We start from the raw sequence: 17,832 nt of genomic DNA on the forward strand, positions 1-17,832 counted from the left end.
AGTTACGAGAAAAAGCCGCTGTGAGCCGAAGCTATACTTCGTGCTCACAGATCGACACTCGAGTTTTTATGCAATATGAAAATCTGGATGTATGGCAACGCAGTTACGCTTTAACTAAAACAATTTATCTGGCGTTTCGGGACAACCGCGACTTTGGATTTAAAGATCAAATTACCCGCAGTGCGTTATCAGTACCAAGCAATATTGCCGAAGGCTGGGAACGTTTTACTGATAAAGAAAAATTCAGGTTTTTATCTATCGCCAAAGGTTCGGCAGGTGAACTAAAAACCCAATTAATGCTAGCACGCGACATAGGTTATTTACCCGTAGTGGATGCCAAAGCATTAATTATAGAAATAGAAGAGATCGCCAAAATGCTTGGCGCACTAATGAGAAAACTAAATACTAACTAGCTAGTGACTCGCATACAGGCACAGTGGCACTTAGCCCGAAACTCGCCGCTCGCGACTCGTAGCTAAAAAGGAACCTTATGATCATTAACAAAGACAATATCGCCGAATTAGCCTGGGATAAAATGGACGGGCTGATCCCCTGCATGGTTCAACACGCCACCAGCGGCGCACTGCAAATGCAGGGTTATATGAATGTGGCAGCACTGGAAAAAACCTTAGCCACTGGCAACGTGACCTTTTACAGCCGCTCCAAACAGCGTTTATGGACCAAGGGCGAAGAATCGGGCAACGTGCTGGAGCTGGTTCAAATCAGCGCCGATTGCGATAAAGACGCGATTTTAGCTATGGCCATCCCCCACGGCCCTACTTGCCATAAAGGCACGCCGACCTGCTGGCCCGATGCGATTACCCCAGAGCTGAGTTTTATTGCCGGGCTTGAGCAAGTGATCGCCAGTCGCAAAGGCGCCGACGCCAGCAGCAGCTACACCGCCAGCCTGTATGCCAAAGGCATTAAACGCATTGCGCAGAAAGTTGGTGAGGAAGGGGTAGAAACCGCCCTGGCTGCCACGGTTAAAGATTTGGAAGAGTTAAAAAACGAATCTGCCGATTTGCTGTATCACCTGATTGTATTGCTACAAGCCAGTGATTTATCCCTAAAGGATGTGGTTGGGGTATTGAAGGAGAGGCACAAGTAATTTGAGTGACGGCCTTTTTTAAGGCCGTCATTTTTTTAAATGAATTGGGAAATACGCATGGAACCGAAATAGGGCACTACATATTTATAAATGCAGAGTACAAAACTAGGATAGAGCCGACTAACTGTCCATCTATTGAAGTGATTACGACCGTTTTAAGTTTCTGAATATCATTTAGAGCAGCACTAGTCTTTGGCGACAACTCTTTCCTCAAACTTTCTATTCGCTCGTTTATCCGCTTTTCACTTACCTCAACCATATTCTTAAATACTCTGTTATGCTGTTTCAGTATGTTATGGAGGTCTTCTACAGTTTCAGGCTCTTTATTGGTTGTAGCAACTGCATCAAACCGAGGCTTAGAAACTGTAATTGCGGCATTATCAATGACAGCCCATGGTTTAATTTCACGAAAAGGGTTTGGTGGAGTTTTACTTTTAAAATATTCACCTAAATTCATGTCATGAGTTATGCGAAGAGCCCCGTTAATAGAGAATGTAATCAGTATAAAGCCTAAAAGACTGAGAAAAATCGCATATCCCTGTTCAAATGTATCATTCGACCAACAACTAACCCCAAAATAAGATACATAACAAGGCAGCGATAAATAGCACTGATGAATAATAACCACAGCCGCCAAAACACCATAAAGTTTGTATCTTCGCCATGACATTTGGACTGAAAATTTTAGGTTTGAGCGCAATGTCTGTATATCCATGCAAAGACCTTGATAAAAATTAAAAACAATACTGTATTAGGGAATAGCTGGAGTCAGTGTAACGTTAAATCTGAAACTTAATCCAAAACTTATAATATGGCGTCGCATTGGCGACTGCAACTCAGGGGGCTGTGCTGCCGCAGCCCCCTAAGAACCCCACGGCACCCCGCACTGTGCCTGTTCAATTTTCAATTCAGGCAAACCGCCAGCGTCGCAAATCCACATCCCTTCTGTTGCGACTGACTCGGCATCCCTGCCTCGTCTGGCGCTTGCTATCTGAATGTAAAATTGGACACAGTGAATGGGGAATGAAGTCAGCCGCTGGCTGACTAGGAAAACCAACACTGTCAGCCATCACCGCGACAGCAGCCAAACAGAGTTTGGCTAATCGCGACTCTGACTTTTAGGCAAAACCAAGCTGGCTTTCGAATGGCCGAACAGGACGTTCGGCCAAGGCCAACGCTTTGCAGGGATAGCTGCCTTTGGCCGTTTCGAATTAAAGACAGTTGGGTTTTGACGTTAAAAAAGTAAGTGGAGCAAAACACTTTTTCGCCCCTTTTGGGTGTCTCCAAAAGGGGCTTGGGCGACATGGATGTCGCACGAAAAAAGCCATGGATAGCTTTCAAATCCAAACAGGGTCGCGCCCCCGGGAAGGGCGTGAAAACATCAGAGATGATTAGTCTCTAATTGATCATACGGCCATCCGGTGGTGGCTTTAACTTACCACCACCAGTTTCGTTTTTTATCAAAAAACAATATTATTCCTTAGTTCGGTGGATCCCCACTGCCCCTAATACATACTTCTCGTAAATTGGCTCGCTGGTGCCATGTTTAACCTTGTACATAAAGTATTTTTCAAACGCGATTTTAGCGATATGCACCCATTTGCCCATTGATGTCCAGTTGGTATTGCGTGGCGGGTTCTGCGGTAACGCCACAAATGCCGCGCCCTTATCGCCCATATCGGCCAGACAAATAGCATTGAGTGTTGGCCTGGTTTTCATCTCCTCGCCTTTTTCCAGGCTGAGAATATTTTCCACAATGGCCGTTGTCATTGATTCAATCATAAAACCGGTTTTTGGCACGCCCACCGGAACAGGTGTTTGCTCAAGCGGCGCCAGTGCCACGCAGACACCGGCGGCAAAAACAGACGGATAAGTAGGATTCTGTTGAAACTCATTGGTAATAACAAACCCTTTGGGATTGCATAAATCCGGCACGGCTGCCACTGCTTCTGAGCCTTTAAATGAAGGTAAAAACATTGCCAGTGAAAAAGGTAACTGATGGCTAAACTCCACTTCTCCTTTGCGATCCAGCTCCTCAATACTGGCATTACCATCAGTAAATTCGGTAACTCTGGCATTGCAAATCCATTTAATACCGCGATCACGAAACTCATGTTCCATCAATGCTTTGGAGTCTCCGACTCCCCCCAGCCCCATATGGCCAACATAAGGTTCAGAGGTAACAAACGTAATCGGGACACGGTCGCGAATTTTTTTCTTACGTAATAAATGCTCAAGGGTTAATACATATTCATACGCTGGACCAAAACAACTGGCGCCCTGCATGGCGCCCACCAATACCGGACCTGGGTTTTCCAGCAGTTGCTGATAGGTTTCATACGCTTTAACTGCGTGATCAACGGTGCAAATAGACTGAGTGAAGCCATTTTCTGGCCCGGCCCCCGGTACGGTTTCAAAGGCCAGTCTCGGTCCCGTGCTAAGTACCAGATAATCATAATCAATGGTTTGACCATCACCTGTAGTTAATTGCTGTGCTTTGGCATCAATCGCGGTCACACCCGATGGGTTAAACGGGATTTTGTATTTTTTAGCATAAGGCGTTAAATCAAGAATCACCTGCTCACGTGTTCGCTCTCCCAACGCCACCCAGGGGTTAGACGGGATAAAATGAAACTCGTTACTTTCACCTATTAATAATACTTCATGGTCTTTAGGTAATTTTTCTCTCAGCTCATATACTACCGACATACCACCTAAACCTGCTCCTACTACTACCGTTCTTTTCATAACAGCCTCTGCATATCAAGTATCTACAAGCCCTTTAACAAGAAAAAACAACGACTGGCAGATAATTAAGAAAAACTTTAATTAAGATTTAATTTAATTAAGTTAATACTAAAATAATAATTATGGAAGTAGAAATTTCGAATATTTTTTATACAAAGCCAGATGTAAAATATTTGTTACGTTTTGCAGAGCAAATTAAGCAAAAAAGTCGATGGGGAAAATATTAAGTAACCTTTAACAACCTCATTAACTTTTTACAGAATTAATCGCCAGCTACCCGACGTTATGGGACTGTCAGTAACGCTCCCAATACCCGCGGGCAAAACTTAGTGTAGGGCATCCTGTGCAATGTGCTTTTGGCCTTATTATGCTTTTCTATGGCATTTCAAAATCCGTCGCCACGATAGTGATGCGACTTTCTTTGCGTTCTCTTCAATCAAATCACCGTGAGAAACAATAATTTTATCAAAATCCCATTGAAGAATTCTGTTTAGAGAACCACAAGCAGATTTTTTATCTTTCCACCCAAACTGATATTCTGGAGCAGGTTTTGGATTTGCCCACATATGGAAAATGGCCTTCCACCAGAATTTTAACGACCAGCTCACGCCTGCTGTTTTATCGGTAAAATTCTCTATTAAATCCACCAAAATGAGTGTTCGGGTCTTTTTATGAAAAAAAGCAATTTCCCACATATATTTGCTGCCACGAACCAGAACCTGCTCAAAGTCTTGTATCAAGCGTGGATCTGGCTGGTCCCCCAGAAACCAGTTAAATTTTATGTTCGGGATTTTGATTTCTACTCCTGGACAGATAAGTGTTTCGGCATCAGGAAACGCTTCCTGCGCTGAACTAATATAGAAATAATGAAAATTACTGGGAGCAATAATGAATTCAACTTTGCCCAGCTTATTGATCGAAGCTTTTGTGGGCTCATCTATGTCGCAAGGTGAATGAATCATCAGATTGCTATTTGTCAGGCGCACTATCGTCATTCTGGAATTAAATTTTGTACCAGCGTAGCGAATAGGATACTCCTTAATCCAAATCGCATTCTTTTGATACTTATATAAATCGTTCATTGTTTGCAGTCGTCCACTTTCCAAAATAGAGGTCAGACTCAATGGATCAGCGGCGCAAAACACTGAGCAACAAACCTGTCTTCCCCCCCAATTACAGAACATTCACCCAAAGTACTTCTATGGCTGCAGTAACAGGATGCAGCTTCTGCGCGAATCGCATCAATTGTAGCCAGTTATCGCCATCGCATTACTGACTGGACTGAGATTCTTTTTCCTCTTCCTTAACCATTTCCAGATAAGTCGCCAGACTTTTGTCTTTTTCATGTCTGAAACGCTCATTTCTGGGGGTAAAACTAGAAATTCTATCTAAACGAAAGTTTCTAAACGCCCCTCTTAACTCGCACCATCCGGCTAACAACCAGATTGGGCTAAAGGAAATCAGAGCCAGTGGCCTTATCGTACGTTCGGTCAATTGCTCGTTCAAATCCAGGTAGGCTATGTCTACAAACTGCTTGCGCCGAATACATTCCCGCACTTCGGTGAAGTTGACCTGCCAGGGAATTTTATAGCGACTCGGCGCTGAGAACAGACTGATCTGCTCCAGTTCCTGAATCATGGGAGCGGATAAAGTCGCCTGAATTTTTCGATAGGCACTTTGCGCTTTTTCGGCAAATTTTTCATCGGTCCAGTTGCTGACCATGCCAATGCCCAGGGCAATTGCTTCTATCTCGTCGGCGTCGAACATAATTGGTGGCAGATGGTAGGTTTTATCTATGAGATAACCCACACCGGCCTCGCCGACGATTGGTACGCCCGAGTCTTTCAAGTCCTGTATATCGCGGTAAATCGTTCTCTCGCTGACTTCGTAGGTTTGTGCCAATACGTCGGCCGTGACTGCGCGGTGCATTCTGCGCAAGTAATGCACAATATCATTGAGTCTGTCGGCTTTGCGCATAAGGATTTTGACCTGTCTTAAGCGTGATATTTTGAGTCTATGCAAACACTACTGACACCTATTGTCAGGAGTCAATCACTAAGATCAAAAACGCCATCATTATCAACCAACAGGAGACTAAAAATGATTGGATATGTATTAGTGGGTACCGCTGACTTAAACCGTTCAGGAGAATTCTACGATGCACTGCTTGGCACTATAGGTGTTACCCGATTTATGGAAGAAGCTGACTATTTTATTGCGTGGGCAAAGTCCCCTGGCGAATGCTCTTTTGGTGTCACCCTTCCCTTTGATAAAAAACCAGCCAGCGTGGGTAATGGTACCATGGTGGCGATCGCGCTCGAGACTCCCGAGCAGGTGAATGCGTTCTATAACAAAGCCCTTGAGCTGGGTGGCACCTGTGAAGGTAAACCCGGATTCAGGCCCGAAAACGCAACCTCAGGCTTTTATGCCGGCTACTTTAGAGATCTGGATGGCAACAAACTTAATGCCTTCTGCATGGTAGAAGCATAGTTAGCTACCTAATAGTTTTATCTTCCCCGCGCATTACACTTGTAATAACGATGTGCGGGGATGTTTGTTTTTGAATCAGCTGGGAAACACGTTACGTTGCACTTACCCTTTTTCAGAATAGGTTTTCAAAAACGCCAATCTTTCCCGCAAATACTCCACCACCCGCTGACTAACCACAATTTGAAAATACACCGCTTCTTCCCATGAATAATACTTTCGCAGCAGTACATCCATTTTGCAGGCTTCGGTTATTGGCACCCCTAAGGTGTGTTTTCTGACAAGTTCCGGGCTACCGGGCGTGCCGTTTTTTATCGCTTGTATATTGTCATCAGGCGAACCTACCAATGGGCCCGTTTTTAGCACCTTTAAAAAGTCAGTCGAGTAACCTTCTTCCATTTTTTGCGCCAGTTCGTTGTCATAAAAATGCAGATACATGGATATATCCAACAAGCCTTTACGCAATTCACTGGGCTGAAAGGCAAGAAAATCGTCGTTGTTTAGCAAAAGATCCACATCTCTTGCTGAGAGAAAAATTCGGCTGTAATTCATGATGAGTGGAAAGGTTGCTTCCACCGTGGTGTGATCACCTCCCTCCTGGCCACAACTGCGTAATGCTGAAATAGCCGTTTGCACTTTTGGCAGACGTTCACGGTAATAATTTTGCACTTTTTGAATGTGCTCAATATTGCTGACTAACTCTGCGGTAGCGCGTTTAAAGGCATCTTCATACAGGGCTTTTTGATTATCGACTTCCTGCCAATGGGATACTTGCACACCAATAAACACACCGGCTACAACAATGATGAAGTCGAGCAACACTGCAAACCAGTTTTGTTGTTTTAGATGATGGCTAAGTCGCCTAAGTATCATGATGAATTCCTTATCCTTGCAGCATACAGAGCGAATATCGCACTCATTCAATGTTGCTGTATTCGCATTATTGCTCAGAATACGCGCAATGTTTTATGACTTTAAGTGTTATCTGGTTAATTTTTAAAAAGTTTGCTTGTTTAAAATGATCATTGTAGGTTCAACACAGGAATGCTGTTTTGCAGTTAGCACCCCATCATCACTATGCTCATTGGCAAAAGGATTTACCCATGCGACTGCTCAGGATTACTCACCATATAAAACAGCAAAACTGGCTGGCGGTTTTTCTGGATTTTTTAATTGTAGTAATTGGTGTGTTTATTGGTTTGCAGGTATCAAACTGGAACCAAAACAGACTGGAACAGCAACGCGAAGAAAAGTTACTGCAAGAGCTGGTGGAAGATTTAAACGCCGACCTGCTAGAAATTGACAGCGTGCTGTATTTTACCAGAATGCGCTACTCTGCTGATGCCACGATGCTTAAGCGCGCGATAAACTGGCAAATACCTGACCAATACCCGGATGACTTTGAAAAGCATGCTGACTACAACAAACCTAAGCTGATTGAGCCGAAAGTAGCGTCTGATGCCCTGTATTTTTCGATGCGCGTGTCCGGTTTTGATATGGAAAAACGCACCTACTCAAAATTGACCTTCGGTGGTGATTTCACTTTAACTCAGGATCCCGAACTCCCCGAATTGCTCAGAAAACACTATAACCTTGCCCAGCAATGGATGGAGACCGAAACCAGGTTTCATGATCCCCTGTACAGCAAACTGATAGACACCTATAGCCAATATGGCATTGGCATGCTTGATCAAATCTCATGGCAACAACTGGATAGCCTGATTGCCAACACGCCGCAGCTACAAGGTATGCTTAAAAATTCCATCTGGATAACCAGCGTGCAGAATGAATATCTGCACAATATAAGAAAAAATACCCAAAGTTTGATCCAGCGTATTCAGCAGCATCAGGCTGGTTAATTTAACAAGCAAACCATAAGTCACCTTACCTGTTTGGCTATACATAGCCATCAACATATATTCGCGCTACAGTAGCTGAATTCTCACTTTCCATTTATTGATTATAAAGGGATATTTCCATGCGCTATCTGTTGATTCCGCTGGTTGTGCTAATAACGGCATGCCAGCCACAAACCCCGGACACCAAAACTATGACCAAAACCATCGAATACGGCGGTTGGCCGTCACCTATTTCTGCCGCTTCCATCGTAGAAGGCAGCCGTGGTTTATCCACGCTGACTTATGATAATGGCTATGTATATTGGGTGGAATCGCGCCCTGAAGAACAAGGCCGCAATACCATAATGCGTTGGAAGGAAGGTTCCAAAGCAGAGGAAGTATTAGCCGCACCATGGAATGCCAGAACCCGCGTACATGAATATGGCGGGCGTTCAATGCTGGTGCATAACGATGTGATCTGGTTTACCAACTTTAAAGACCAACGCCTGTATCGCATGCCAATTGGTGAAGAACCTAAAGCGATTACCCCGGACGATAAAATTCGTTTTGGCGCCTGTGAACTGGATGTACCAAGAGATCGCCTGATTTGTATTCGTGAAGATCACCGCGCCTTAAAAGAGCCGAAAAATACCCTAGTGAGTGTGCCTGCCAATAGTATGTCGGAAGGTGAAGTCTTATTTGAAGGCAGCAGTTTTGTCTCAGCAGCCGGATTGTCGCCCGATGGTAAATCCGTTGCTTTTGTTAGCTGGAATCATCCGAATATGCCGTGGGACAATACCACGCTGTGGTCTGCTAATTTTGATGCTGATGGCAAGCTTAGCCAGTTAACTGAGCATAATCCGAATACTCAGGAATCAGTCATGGATCCGCAATGGGATGCACAGGGTAACTTGTATGCGATTAGCGATCGCAATAACTGGTGGTCTTTGTATCAGGTTAGCGGTTCCGACTTTACTTTGGCCGTGACTCAGCCAGACAACACTGAATTGGGTGGGCCAGAATGGTCGGTAGGTAAACATTATTATCATGTGCGTGATGATGGTTCGATTATCGCTGAGATCACCCAGGGTGCAGTTAGCCAGTTGTATTTGCTAAACCCTACAAGCAAGAAGATGCAATCCATAACACCGGATAGCGCCTCTCTGGGTGGTTTTGTTGATAGCGATAACGACCTGTTTATTATTCAGGATCCCAAAACCCGTCCGGCCGAACTGGTGGCAGTAACCGATATTGCTAACCGCAAAATCAGTGTGCTGAGAAAAACCAAAGACAAGAGCCTGGATCCAAGCTGGATCCCCGCTACCCGCGAGGTGAGCTTTCCGGTTAATGATAACGCGACTGCCTACGGTACTTATTTCCCACCCACTAATCCTGATGTAGCAGCACCTAAAAATTCAGCGCCACCACTGATTGTGATGATCCACGGTGGCCCAACGGGCAACTCATCTCCCACTTATTCGGTGAGCAAATACTACTGGACCAGTCGCGGCTTTGCTATTTTGGATGTGAATTATCGCGGTAGCACAGGTTATGGCCGCGAATACCGTAAGGCTCTATATGGTGAATGGGGCATTGCCGATGTACAGGACGCCATTGCGGGCGCCAAATGGCTGGGCGAACAGCACTTAGCAGATCCGGATAAACTGATCATCCGCGGCGGCAGTGCAGGCGGCTACACCACCCTTGCAGCACTTGCCACCAGCGATGTATTTAAAGCCGGTGCCAGTTATTACGGCATCAGTGATATCGAAGCGCTGGCGGGTGATACGCATAAATTTGAATCGCGTTATCTCGATCAATTAATTGGCCCCTATCCTGAGCGCAAAGATTTATACATCGACCGCTCGCCCATTCATCATCTGGATGGCTTTAACGCGCCGCTGTTATTGCTGCAAGGTTTGGATGACAAAGTGGTGCCACCTAATCAGTCACAAATGATATTTGATGCGCTAAAAGCCAAAGGCATTCCGACTGCTTATATTCCGTTTGAAGGCGAAGGCCATGGTTTCAGAAAATCGGAAAACATCATCACCGCGCTTAACGCTGAGCTTTATTTTTACTCTCAGGTGTTAGGCTTGCCGCTGACCGAAGACTTACCGGCTATCGACATAGTGGGTAAAAAGCAATAAGGCTTGCTCATTTCCATCAGCAAAAAAGGCGCTTAACGCGCCTTTTTAGTTTTAATTCATACTGCAGAGTTACAATTGGATAAACTGCTCCAGTGACATATGAACATATGATATACCATCAATGGATATAGCGCTTGGCAATTTAAACGTTAGCGCCAATTGTTGAGCACAAGCAGGAAAAGCTTTCTCGTAGCCCGGTACAGAACAGTTGTTGCTAAGTGCAATATCATATTGCTGAGTTAAGGTAGCTAACATCGCCATAGCTGCCTGCGGCGTCAGTTTACGCTGATGATCGGCATTAAAATATGCTTTCATCACATCATTCACCGCATCCACGGATGGTACCAATTCACCTTGATTGCTATTAACAAAGCAGGCATCACTATTTATTAACCTTTGCGCCAGCGGCAAGTCTTTCAACGCAGATTGCTGGATACTGTGTTTACCCTCTGGGCATTGTGTTGCATTGGCATGCAGACTCAATGCGCTTAACATCAGTAAAAATAACGTCATTGTTTTTTTCATTGTGAAGTCCTTTAGTTGATTAGTGATGATACACACTACCTTATTACAACGACCTTACTGAATAAAGAATGAACATGAGCCTAATTAAAATACTCGCTCAAATCAGCAATAAAAAAGGCGCTTAATGCGCCTTTTTACTCTCCTCAAGTGCCAGTTTAAGCAAACTGGTTCATAGTGTTATCTTTACCACCCGCTTTAAGTGCCTGGGTACCAGAGAAATACTCTTTGTGTTCATCACCAATATCCGAGCCGGACATATTCTGGTGTTTTACACAGGCCAGTTGCTGGCGAATTTCCTGACGCTGAACCTTATCCACATAAGCCAGCATGCCCATATCACCAAAATAATCTTTTGCCAGATTATCGGTGGATAATGCCGCTGTATGGTAGGTTGGCAACGTAATCAGGTGATGGAAAATACCCGCTTCTTTGGCCGCGTCACGCTGGAAGCGCTGGATCTTTTGGTCAGCTTCTAATGCCAGTTCGGTTTCGTCATATTGCGCCTGCATCAGGTTATCGCGCTGATAGCCGCTGGTATCTTTACCTTGTTCCTGCCAGCTATCAAACACCTGCTGACGGAAGTTCAATGTCCAGTTAAATGACGGGCTGTTGTTGTAAACCAGCTTGGCATCCGGCACCACTTCACGGATTCGGTTAACCATGCCGGCAATCTGGCCAATATGCGGTTTTTCGGTTTCAATCCACAATAAATCAGCACCTTGTTGCAAGGACGTAATACAATCCAGCACCACACGATCTTCACCGGTATTGGCTTTAAAGCGCACCAGACCATTGGGTAAACGGGTAGGACGAATATAGTCGTCGCCTTGCTTAATCAACATATCGCCGCTGTTTAGCTCAGACAGATTGCTAATTTTCTCGCCATCGATAAAGGCATTATATTGCTCGGCTAAATCACCGGCCTGCATGGATACCGGGATTTTTTGGGTTAAACCAGCACCCAGAGAATCGGTGCGCGCAACGATAACGCCCTCTTCTACCCCCAGCTCCATAAAGGCGTAACGAACGGCTTTAATTTTGGCTAAAAAGTCTTCGTGTGGCACGGTCACTTTACCGTCCTGATGGCCACACTGTTTGGCATCGGATACCTGGTTTTCAATCTGAATACAACAAGCCCCGGCTTCGATCATCTTTTTCGCCAGTAAATAGGTGGCTTCCTCGTTGCCAAAACCGGCATCGATATCGGCAATAATGGGTACCACGTGGGTCTGGAACTGATCAATCTGGTTTTGAATTGCCATGGCACGTACCTGATCACCGCTGTCGCGTGCTGCGTCCATATCACGGAACAGTTGCTGCAATTCACGTGCATCAGCCTGTTTTAAGAAGGTATATAGCTCTTCAATTAATGCTGGCACTGAGGTTTTCTCGTGCATAGATTGATCTGGCAGCGGCCCAAAGTCGGAACGCATTGCTGCCACCATCCAGCCGGATAAATACAAATAACGGCCTTTGGTTTCACCAAAGTGTTTTTTGACCGAGATCATTTTTTGCTGGCCGATAAAACCATGCCATACGCCTAACGACTGGGTGTAATTAGCCGGGTCGTTATCATAGGCCGCCATATCACGGCGCATAATGCCGGCGGTATAACGGGCAATATCCAGTCCGGTATTAAAGCGGTTTTGCAGACGCATACGTGCGATGTACTCAGCACTGATGCCAGTCCAGTTATGTTGTTTGTCCAGACAGCGCTGGGCGTCATCGATAGTGGAATTGTAAGTTTGCATAGGGTAGTCCTCTTATATTAATAATCTGTTTTTAAAAAATAGGGTCGGCTTGTTTAGCCAGATGTCGGTAATGGTGTAATAAGGGTTCGGTATAACCACTGGGCTGCGCGGCACCAGCAAATATCAGCGCTTTGGCCGCCTGATACGCCTGACTTTGCTCCAGATTAGTGCTCATTGGCTGATAACCAGCGGTATGACGATTCTGCTCATCCACCACCTGCGCCATGCGTTGTAAAATCAGCTCAACCTGTAATGGCGTGCAAATCTGATGTTCCAGCCAGTTGGCAATGTGCTGACTGGAAATACGCAGCGTGGCACGGTCTTCCATCAGCTGGGTTTGCTGGATATCCGGCACTTTGGAACAACCAATGCCTAGCTCAATCCAGCGCACCACGTAACCAAGAATGCCCTGAATATTGTTTTCCAGTTCACTTTCTATTTCGCTGGGACTAAGCTCTGCGTCCGCTGGCAGCAAAGGAATGGTTAATAATGCCTGCTGATTTTTAGCCCCATCACCTTCTCCGCGGCTGGCAAGTTGTTGTTGCACGGCTTGCACATCGATTTGGTGGTAATGCATGGCATGCAAGGTCGCGGCGCTGGGTGACGGCACCCAAGCGGTAGATGCACCGGCTTGTGGATGTCCGATTTTTTCGTCCAGCATACGCGCCATTTCATCCGGCATCGCCCACATACCTTTACCAATTTGCGCTTTACCGGCAAAACCACAGGCCAGCGCCACATCAACATTGTTATTTTCATAGGCAGCAAACCAGGGCTGTTGCTTAATCAGTGCTTTCGGTAAAAAAGCGCCGGCCTGCATGCTGGTGTGAATTTCATCACCAGTACGGTCTAAAAAGCCGGTATTGATAAACACCACCCGTTGTTTAGCTTCACGAATACAGGCTTTTAAATTAAGGCTGGTACGACGCTCTTCATCCATAATGCCAAGCTTGAGGGTGTTGCGTGGCAGTTCGAGTAAATCTTCGGTACGACTGAATAACAGGTCGGTAAAGGCGACTTCTTCCGGTCCGTGCATTTTGGGCTTAACGATGTAAATACTGCCACTGCGGCTGTTGGCTTTATCGGAAGGCGTGTTGATATCCAGTGAGCCAATCAATGCAGTGACTACTGCATCCATAATGCCCTCGGGTACAAAATTGCCAGCTTGGTCCTGCATTAAATCGCAGTCCATCAAATGACCAACATTGCGCACTAACAGTAAGGCGCGGCCAGATAAGCGATAATCACTGCCATCCTGCGCGGTATAACAGCGGTCGGCATTCAGTTTGCGCCACTGGGTTTTACCGTTTTTATCCAGCTCACAACTTAGCGTGCCCTGCATTAAACCCAGCCAGTTTTGATAAACCTCAATTTTGTCTTCGGCATCAATCGCAGCCACCGAATCTTCTCCATCGGCAATGGTGGTCAGTGCTGCCTCTAACTGAATATCATCAATGCCGGCTAAATCGGTTTTACCTATGTCACCTTGTGGGTTTATTTGCAGCTCAACATGCAGCCCGTGATGCTTAAGTAACAAGGTTTCAGGTTGTGCTTTAGCGCCCTGATAAGCCACAAACTGTTGCGGCGATTTGAGTCCGCTGTGACTACCATCGGCGAAAAATGCCATCAGATGCTGGAAATACACCACATAACTGACCACATCCTGATGCGAACCATGTTCAAGGGCAAAATGGCTATCCAAAAAGGTTTTTGCGTAAGCAATGACATGGCGTGCCCGTGCGGGATTATGCTGACGTCCGGGTTTTAATCCATCCTGATGCGGGATAACATCGCTGGCATACAATGCATCGTACAAACTGCCCCAGCGTGCATTGGCAGCATTCAGGGTAAAACGTGCATTTTTGAGTGGTACCACTAATTGAGGACCACTTAAACGCGCAATTTCATCGTCCACGTTGGTGGTTTCAATCTGAAAATCCTCACCCTGCTCCACCAAATAGCCAATCTGTTGTAAAAACGCTTTGTAGGCCTCGGCGTTCCATTTATTATCACGATGGCTTTGATGCCAGTCGTCAATTTGCTGTTGCAGCTGATCGCGTCGATGCAACAGGGCACGATTTTGCGGTGCCAGCTCTTCCACCAAATTATGCAGACCAGCCCAGAATACCGACGGATTAAGTGAGGTCAGGGGTAAGACCTGCTGATTAATAAACTGGTAAAAGTTTTCATTAATCAGACTTTTTTGTTGTAGGGCAATGGTCATATCGATACCTGCTTTGGGTTGTTTATTCTTCCATTGAGCATTTTTTCATCGCTCGATTTGTATACTAGTGAAAAATTAACTAGAATTTCACAATTAAAATTTCACAATGTTAATTTTACAAAATGAAAATAAACAAAAGCCTGATGCGCAAAGCCCATTTCCTTGGCACCAAAATTCGTAATTTGCGTAAACGTAATAACCTGACCATGGAAGATTTGTCGTCACGCTGCATTAAACACAATGCAGAATACGCGCCGTCTGTATCATATTTATCCATGATTGAACGGGGTAAACGGGTGCCAAGTGAAGACATGCTGCAGGTGATTGCAGATGTGTTTCAAAAGGATATTCACTGGTTTTTAGATGATGTACCGGATAGCCCGGACATTGTGCCGGACAAAGGCAGTCGTGGTGGCATCAGTGGCATGGCACTGGAGCCAAACTTTTTATTTTCCAATGAAATTTTACAAATCGCCATCCCGGAAATGCTCTCGCAAACCGGTACCAGTGGCCGTCAGTTTGCTCAGTTACTGATCCGCGCACATCAGGAACATCATCAAAATCACTTCCCTGATTTGGAACGGGCTGCCGAAGAAGTCGGCCTTAAACGTTTGCCTCTATCGTTAGATGACATTATTGATATTACCCGCCAGCTAGGGTTGCAAATAAAATGGTTCCGCAAAACGCCTGACGAGATTTTGCTGGAGGCCAACATCACACCCAATCAGCTGGTGACTTCGTTTTTTATGCCGCCGAATAATTTGTATATTAACGAATGCATGAAGCAGCACCCTACCCGCCTGAAATACAATTTAGCGGTGCATATTGGTCACTGCATGTTGCACGACAAGGACGGCTTAAAAAATATTCTGGTTGCCGGACGTAATAACGCGCCAAATGAACGACATCATAATTCGGTAGTGGAATCGCAGGACATTTTGCAGGCATGGCGTGATTTTGAGTGCAGTTTTTTTGCCGGCGCACTGCTGTGCCCCAAAGTGCCATTTCGCCAGATTCTCGATCGTAACGGTTATGAAATTAACGTCAATAAACTGGTGGATGTGTCTGAATCGGTGGCCATGCGGCGTATGACGGCAGTATCACCTTATGCTCACTGGCACTATTTTGATGCCTATGCGCCAGGCAAATTAAAAGCGGTGTACCGTGGCAATGGTATTCCGCTGCCCTGGGGCAATATGCGTAATGTGGATGACCCCTGTCAGCACTGGGCCGTGTTTCGCATGATTGATAACCCGGCTAAAGGCAGCTCATCGCAAATTTCGATTATGAACGTCAATGGCGAAGCCAGACTTTACTGCTGCGAATCCATTAATGTGCAAGACACCACCGGTGAGTCGCATGTGTTATGTGCAGGCATTGACCTCAACCCAGCGTTTGAAGCACAGGGCAAACCCGCATTAGAAATTGCCAACGAGTTAAAGGCAGTGTGTATTCAGGGCGGAGGTCAGGCAGCTATCCCAACCTCACTAAAAAAAGATTTTGTGCGCGTTGCCAAAATTTTAAACATAAACTGGATTGAGCGCGGCATTGAAAAAGAGGCACGCCTGATTTGCTCTCGAGGCGCAGTTTGTCCTAGAGTGCCCAGCTGCTATGCCGGATAAACCGGAATATCCAATTAATTGGTCGAGAATTTAGATTGTTATTATCGAAAAATAGCCATTTTATTTAATCAATTAACCCCTTATTCTTACCAACAAGGTTTAGCGGACAAACTTGTCCTGATTGAATATAAGGAAAATAAAATGCTACGTAACTCTCAATCCAGTTTTGGTTGGATCAGTATTTCAATCCACTGGGTCAGTGCAGTGGCGATTATTGGCCTGTTTATTCTGGGCTGGTGGATGGTGGACTTAACCTATTACAGTCCGTATTACCAAACCGCCCCCTTGTGGCATACCAGCATAGGTATTTTACTGGTGATACTTACCGTGGCACGGTTAGTCTGGCGTAAGCTAAACCCTTCCCCAGCGGCAACAGGCGCCAAATGGGAAACAATATCTGCAGTGATTGCACATATAGCAATGTACCTGTTGTTGTTTGGCATATTTTTTAGTGGTTACCTTATTCCCACTGCCGATGGCAGAGGCATTGAGGTTTTCAACTGGTTTGTTGTGCCATCCATGGGTGAATTAATTGATCATCAAGGCACAACCAGTGGTGACTTTCACCGTTGGGCTGCCTATATACTGATGGGATTGGTCGTGATACATGCGCTGGCCGCCCTCAAACACCATTTTATAAACAAAGACACAACCTTGCGCAGAATGCTTAAACCTGCCAAAGAAACTAACGGAGATGGAAAATGAAAAAACTTTTATTAGCAAGTGCGTTGTTGGCAGCCTCTCAAGTAGCCACTGCTGCTGATTACAAAATCGATACGGATGGTGCTCACGCATTTATCCAGTTCAAAGTCAGCCACTTAGGTTATTCCTATGTAATGGGTCGTTTTAATAAATTTGATGGCCAGTTCAGCTGGGATGCAGACAAACCTGAAGCGTCAAAAATTACCGTTAATATCGATACCACCAGTGTCGATAGTAACCACGCCAAACGTGACAAACACATCAGCAGTCCGGACTTTTTGAATGTGGATAAATTTGCCACAGCAAAATTTGTCAGCACCAAAGTTGAAGAAGTGGGTGATGGTGAATTAACTGTCACCGGTAATCTGACATTATTGGGTGTAACCAAGGAAATTCAGATTGATGTGAGTAAAATTGGTGAAGGTGATGATCCCTGGGGTGGTTACCGTGCAGGTTTTGAAGGCACGACCAGTATTCAAATGGGTGACTTTGGCACCAAGATGGATTTCGGTACCGTTGATTTTAACCTAGTCTTGGAAGGCATTCGCCAATAATTAAGCCTGATAAAACAAGTTAAAAAGGGAGACACTAGTCTAATGCCAGTCAGTTAAGCTGACTGGCATTTTTCTTTTTATGGGGATATCGATTTGTTTTCGGTTTTACCCATCTTGGATAAG

At 45.3% G+C, this 17,832-nt stretch carries 16 protein-coding genes; 8 read left to right on the forward strand and 8 right to left on the reverse strand.

Annotated elements, in window-relative coordinates; translation table 11 throughout:
* Nucleotides 1-68: 68 nt before the first annotated feature.
* Together H8B19_RS02295 and hisIE are read left to right on the forward strand one after the other, a co-directional pair.
* Nucleotides 69-413 (forward strand): four helix bundle protein, encoded by a 345-nt coding sequence (locus tag H8B19_RS02295; protein ID WP_186505151.1) that lies wholly within the window; start codon nucleotides 69-71, stop codon nucleotides 411-413.
* A gap of 77 nt (nucleotides 414-490) precedes the next feature.
* Nucleotides 491-1,108, forward strand: a complete 618-nt coding sequence (gene hisIE / locus H8B19_RS02300; RefSeq protein ID WP_186505152.1) for a bifunctional phosphoribosyl-AMP cyclohydrolase/phosphoribosyl-ATP diphosphatase HisIE — start codon at nucleotides 491-493, stop codon at nucleotides 1,106-1,108.
* Between the two features lie 76 nt (nucleotides 1,109-1,184).
* Here hisIE and H8B19_RS02305 read toward each other — a convergent pair whose 3' ends face one another.
* The 4 genes from H8B19_RS02305 to H8B19_RS02320 form a co-directional block, all read right to left on the reverse strand.
* Nucleotides 1,185-1,823 (reverse strand): hypothetical protein, encoded by a 639-nt coding sequence (locus tag H8B19_RS02305; RefSeq protein WP_186505153.1) that lies wholly within the window; start codon nucleotides 1,821-1,823, stop codon nucleotides 1,185-1,187.
* 758 nt (nucleotides 1,824-2,581) lie between these two features.
* On the reverse strand, nucleotides 2,582-3,856 hold the full coding sequence (locus H8B19_RS02310; RefSeq protein ID WP_186505154.1) for an NAD(P)/FAD-dependent oxidoreductase: 1,275 nt from the start codon (nucleotides 3,854-3,856) through the stop codon (nucleotides 2,582-2,584).
* A 365-nt stretch (nucleotides 3,857-4,221) separates the two neighbouring features.
* Entirely contained in the window at nucleotides 4,222-4,938 is a 717-nt protein-coding gene (locus tag H8B19_RS02315; RefSeq protein ID WP_186505155.1) for a DUF4336 domain-containing protein, read from the reverse strand.
* Nucleotides 4,939-5,125: 187 nt separating this feature from the next.
* A complete protein-coding gene (locus H8B19_RS02320) occupies nucleotides 5,126-5,833 on the reverse strand; it encodes a helix-turn-helix transcriptional regulator (RefSeq protein WP_186505156.1) in 708 nt (235 codons plus the stop codon).
* A gap of 123 nt (nucleotides 5,834-5,956) precedes the next feature.
* Between H8B19_RS02320 and H8B19_RS02325 the strand changes: the two genes are divergently transcribed.
* Complete coding sequence (locus tag H8B19_RS02325; protein ID WP_186505157.1) at nucleotides 5,957-6,346, forward strand: VOC family protein; 390 nt, start codon at nucleotides 5,957-5,959, stop codon at nucleotides 6,344-6,346.
* A gap of 102 nt (nucleotides 6,347-6,448) precedes the next feature.
* Here the strand turns inward: H8B19_RS02325 and H8B19_RS02330 are convergent, their stop codons facing one another.
* Complete coding sequence (locus tag H8B19_RS02330) at nucleotides 6,449-7,216, reverse strand: hypothetical protein (RefSeq protein WP_186505158.1); 768 nt, start codon at nucleotides 7,214-7,216, stop codon at nucleotides 6,449-6,451.
* A gap of 230 nt (nucleotides 7,217-7,446) precedes the next feature.
* On the opposite strand from H8B19_RS02330, the gene H8B19_RS02335 reads away from it, so the two are divergent.
* Nucleotides 7,447-8,202 carry a DUF6090 family protein gene (locus H8B19_RS02335; RefSeq protein ID WP_186505159.1) on the forward strand — a complete coding sequence of 252 codons (756 nt, stop codon included), beginning with the start codon at nucleotides 7,447-7,449 and terminating at the stop codon, nucleotides 8,200-8,202.
* A 119-nt stretch (nucleotides 8,203-8,321) separates the two neighbouring features.
* Nucleotides 8,322-10,331 carry an alpha/beta hydrolase family protein gene (locus H8B19_RS02340; protein ID WP_186505160.1) on the forward strand — a complete coding sequence of 670 codons (2,010 nt, stop codon included), beginning with the start codon at nucleotides 8,322-8,324 and terminating at the stop codon, nucleotides 10,329-10,331.
* A 69-nt stretch (nucleotides 10,332-10,400) separates the two neighbouring features.
* Here H8B19_RS02340 and H8B19_RS02345 read toward each other — a convergent pair whose 3' ends face one another.
* The 3 genes from H8B19_RS02345 to H8B19_RS02355 form a co-directional block, all read right to left on the reverse strand.
* Nucleotides 10,401-10,856: a hypothetical protein gene (locus tag H8B19_RS02345; protein WP_186505161.1), complete on the reverse strand. Its 456-nt coding sequence runs from the start codon at nucleotides 10,854-10,856 to the stop codon at nucleotides 10,401-10,403.
* Between the two features lie 155 nt (nucleotides 10,857-11,011).
* Nucleotides 11,012-12,607 carry an isocitrate lyase gene (locus H8B19_RS02350; protein WP_186505162.1) on the reverse strand — a complete coding sequence of 532 codons (1,596 nt, stop codon included), beginning with the start codon at nucleotides 12,605-12,607 and terminating at the stop codon, nucleotides 11,012-11,014.
* A 31-nt stretch (nucleotides 12,608-12,638) separates the two neighbouring features.
* Nucleotides 12,639-14,831, reverse strand: a complete 2,193-nt coding sequence (locus H8B19_RS02355) for a malate synthase G (protein ID WP_186505163.1) — start codon at nucleotides 14,829-14,831, stop codon at nucleotides 12,639-12,641.
* Between the two features lie 122 nt (nucleotides 14,832-14,953).
* On the opposite strand from H8B19_RS02355, the gene H8B19_RS02360 reads away from it, so the two are divergent.
* The 3 genes from H8B19_RS02360 to H8B19_RS02370 all read left to right on the forward strand — a co-directional run bounded on the left by H8B19_RS02360 (nucleotide 14,954) and on the right by H8B19_RS02370 (nucleotide 17,709).
* Nucleotides 14,954-16,453: a DUF3612 domain-containing protein gene (locus H8B19_RS02360; protein ID WP_186505164.1), complete on the forward strand. Its 1,500-nt coding sequence runs from the start codon at nucleotides 14,954-14,956 to the stop codon at nucleotides 16,451-16,453.
* A gap of 141 nt (nucleotides 16,454-16,594) precedes the next feature.
* On the forward strand, nucleotides 16,595-17,158 hold the full coding sequence (locus tag H8B19_RS02365; RefSeq protein WP_186505165.1) for a cytochrome b: 564 nt from the start codon (nucleotides 16,595-16,597) through the stop codon (nucleotides 17,156-17,158).
* The gene (locus H8B19_RS02370; protein ID WP_186505166.1) at nucleotides 17,155-17,709 is read left to right on the forward strand and encodes a YceI family protein; all 555 of its coding nucleotides are present in this window, start codon (nucleotides 17,155-17,157) and stop codon (nucleotides 17,707-17,709) included. Before H8B19_RS02365 ends, H8B19_RS02370 begins: the two co-directional genes overlap by 4 nt.
* Nucleotides 17,710-17,832: the final 123 nt, after the last annotated feature.

This window comes from Neptunicella marina (assembly GCF_014270035.1).
Lineage (GTDB): Bacteria > Pseudomonadota > Gammaproteobacteria > Enterobacterales > Alteromonadaceae > Neptunicella > Neptunicella marina.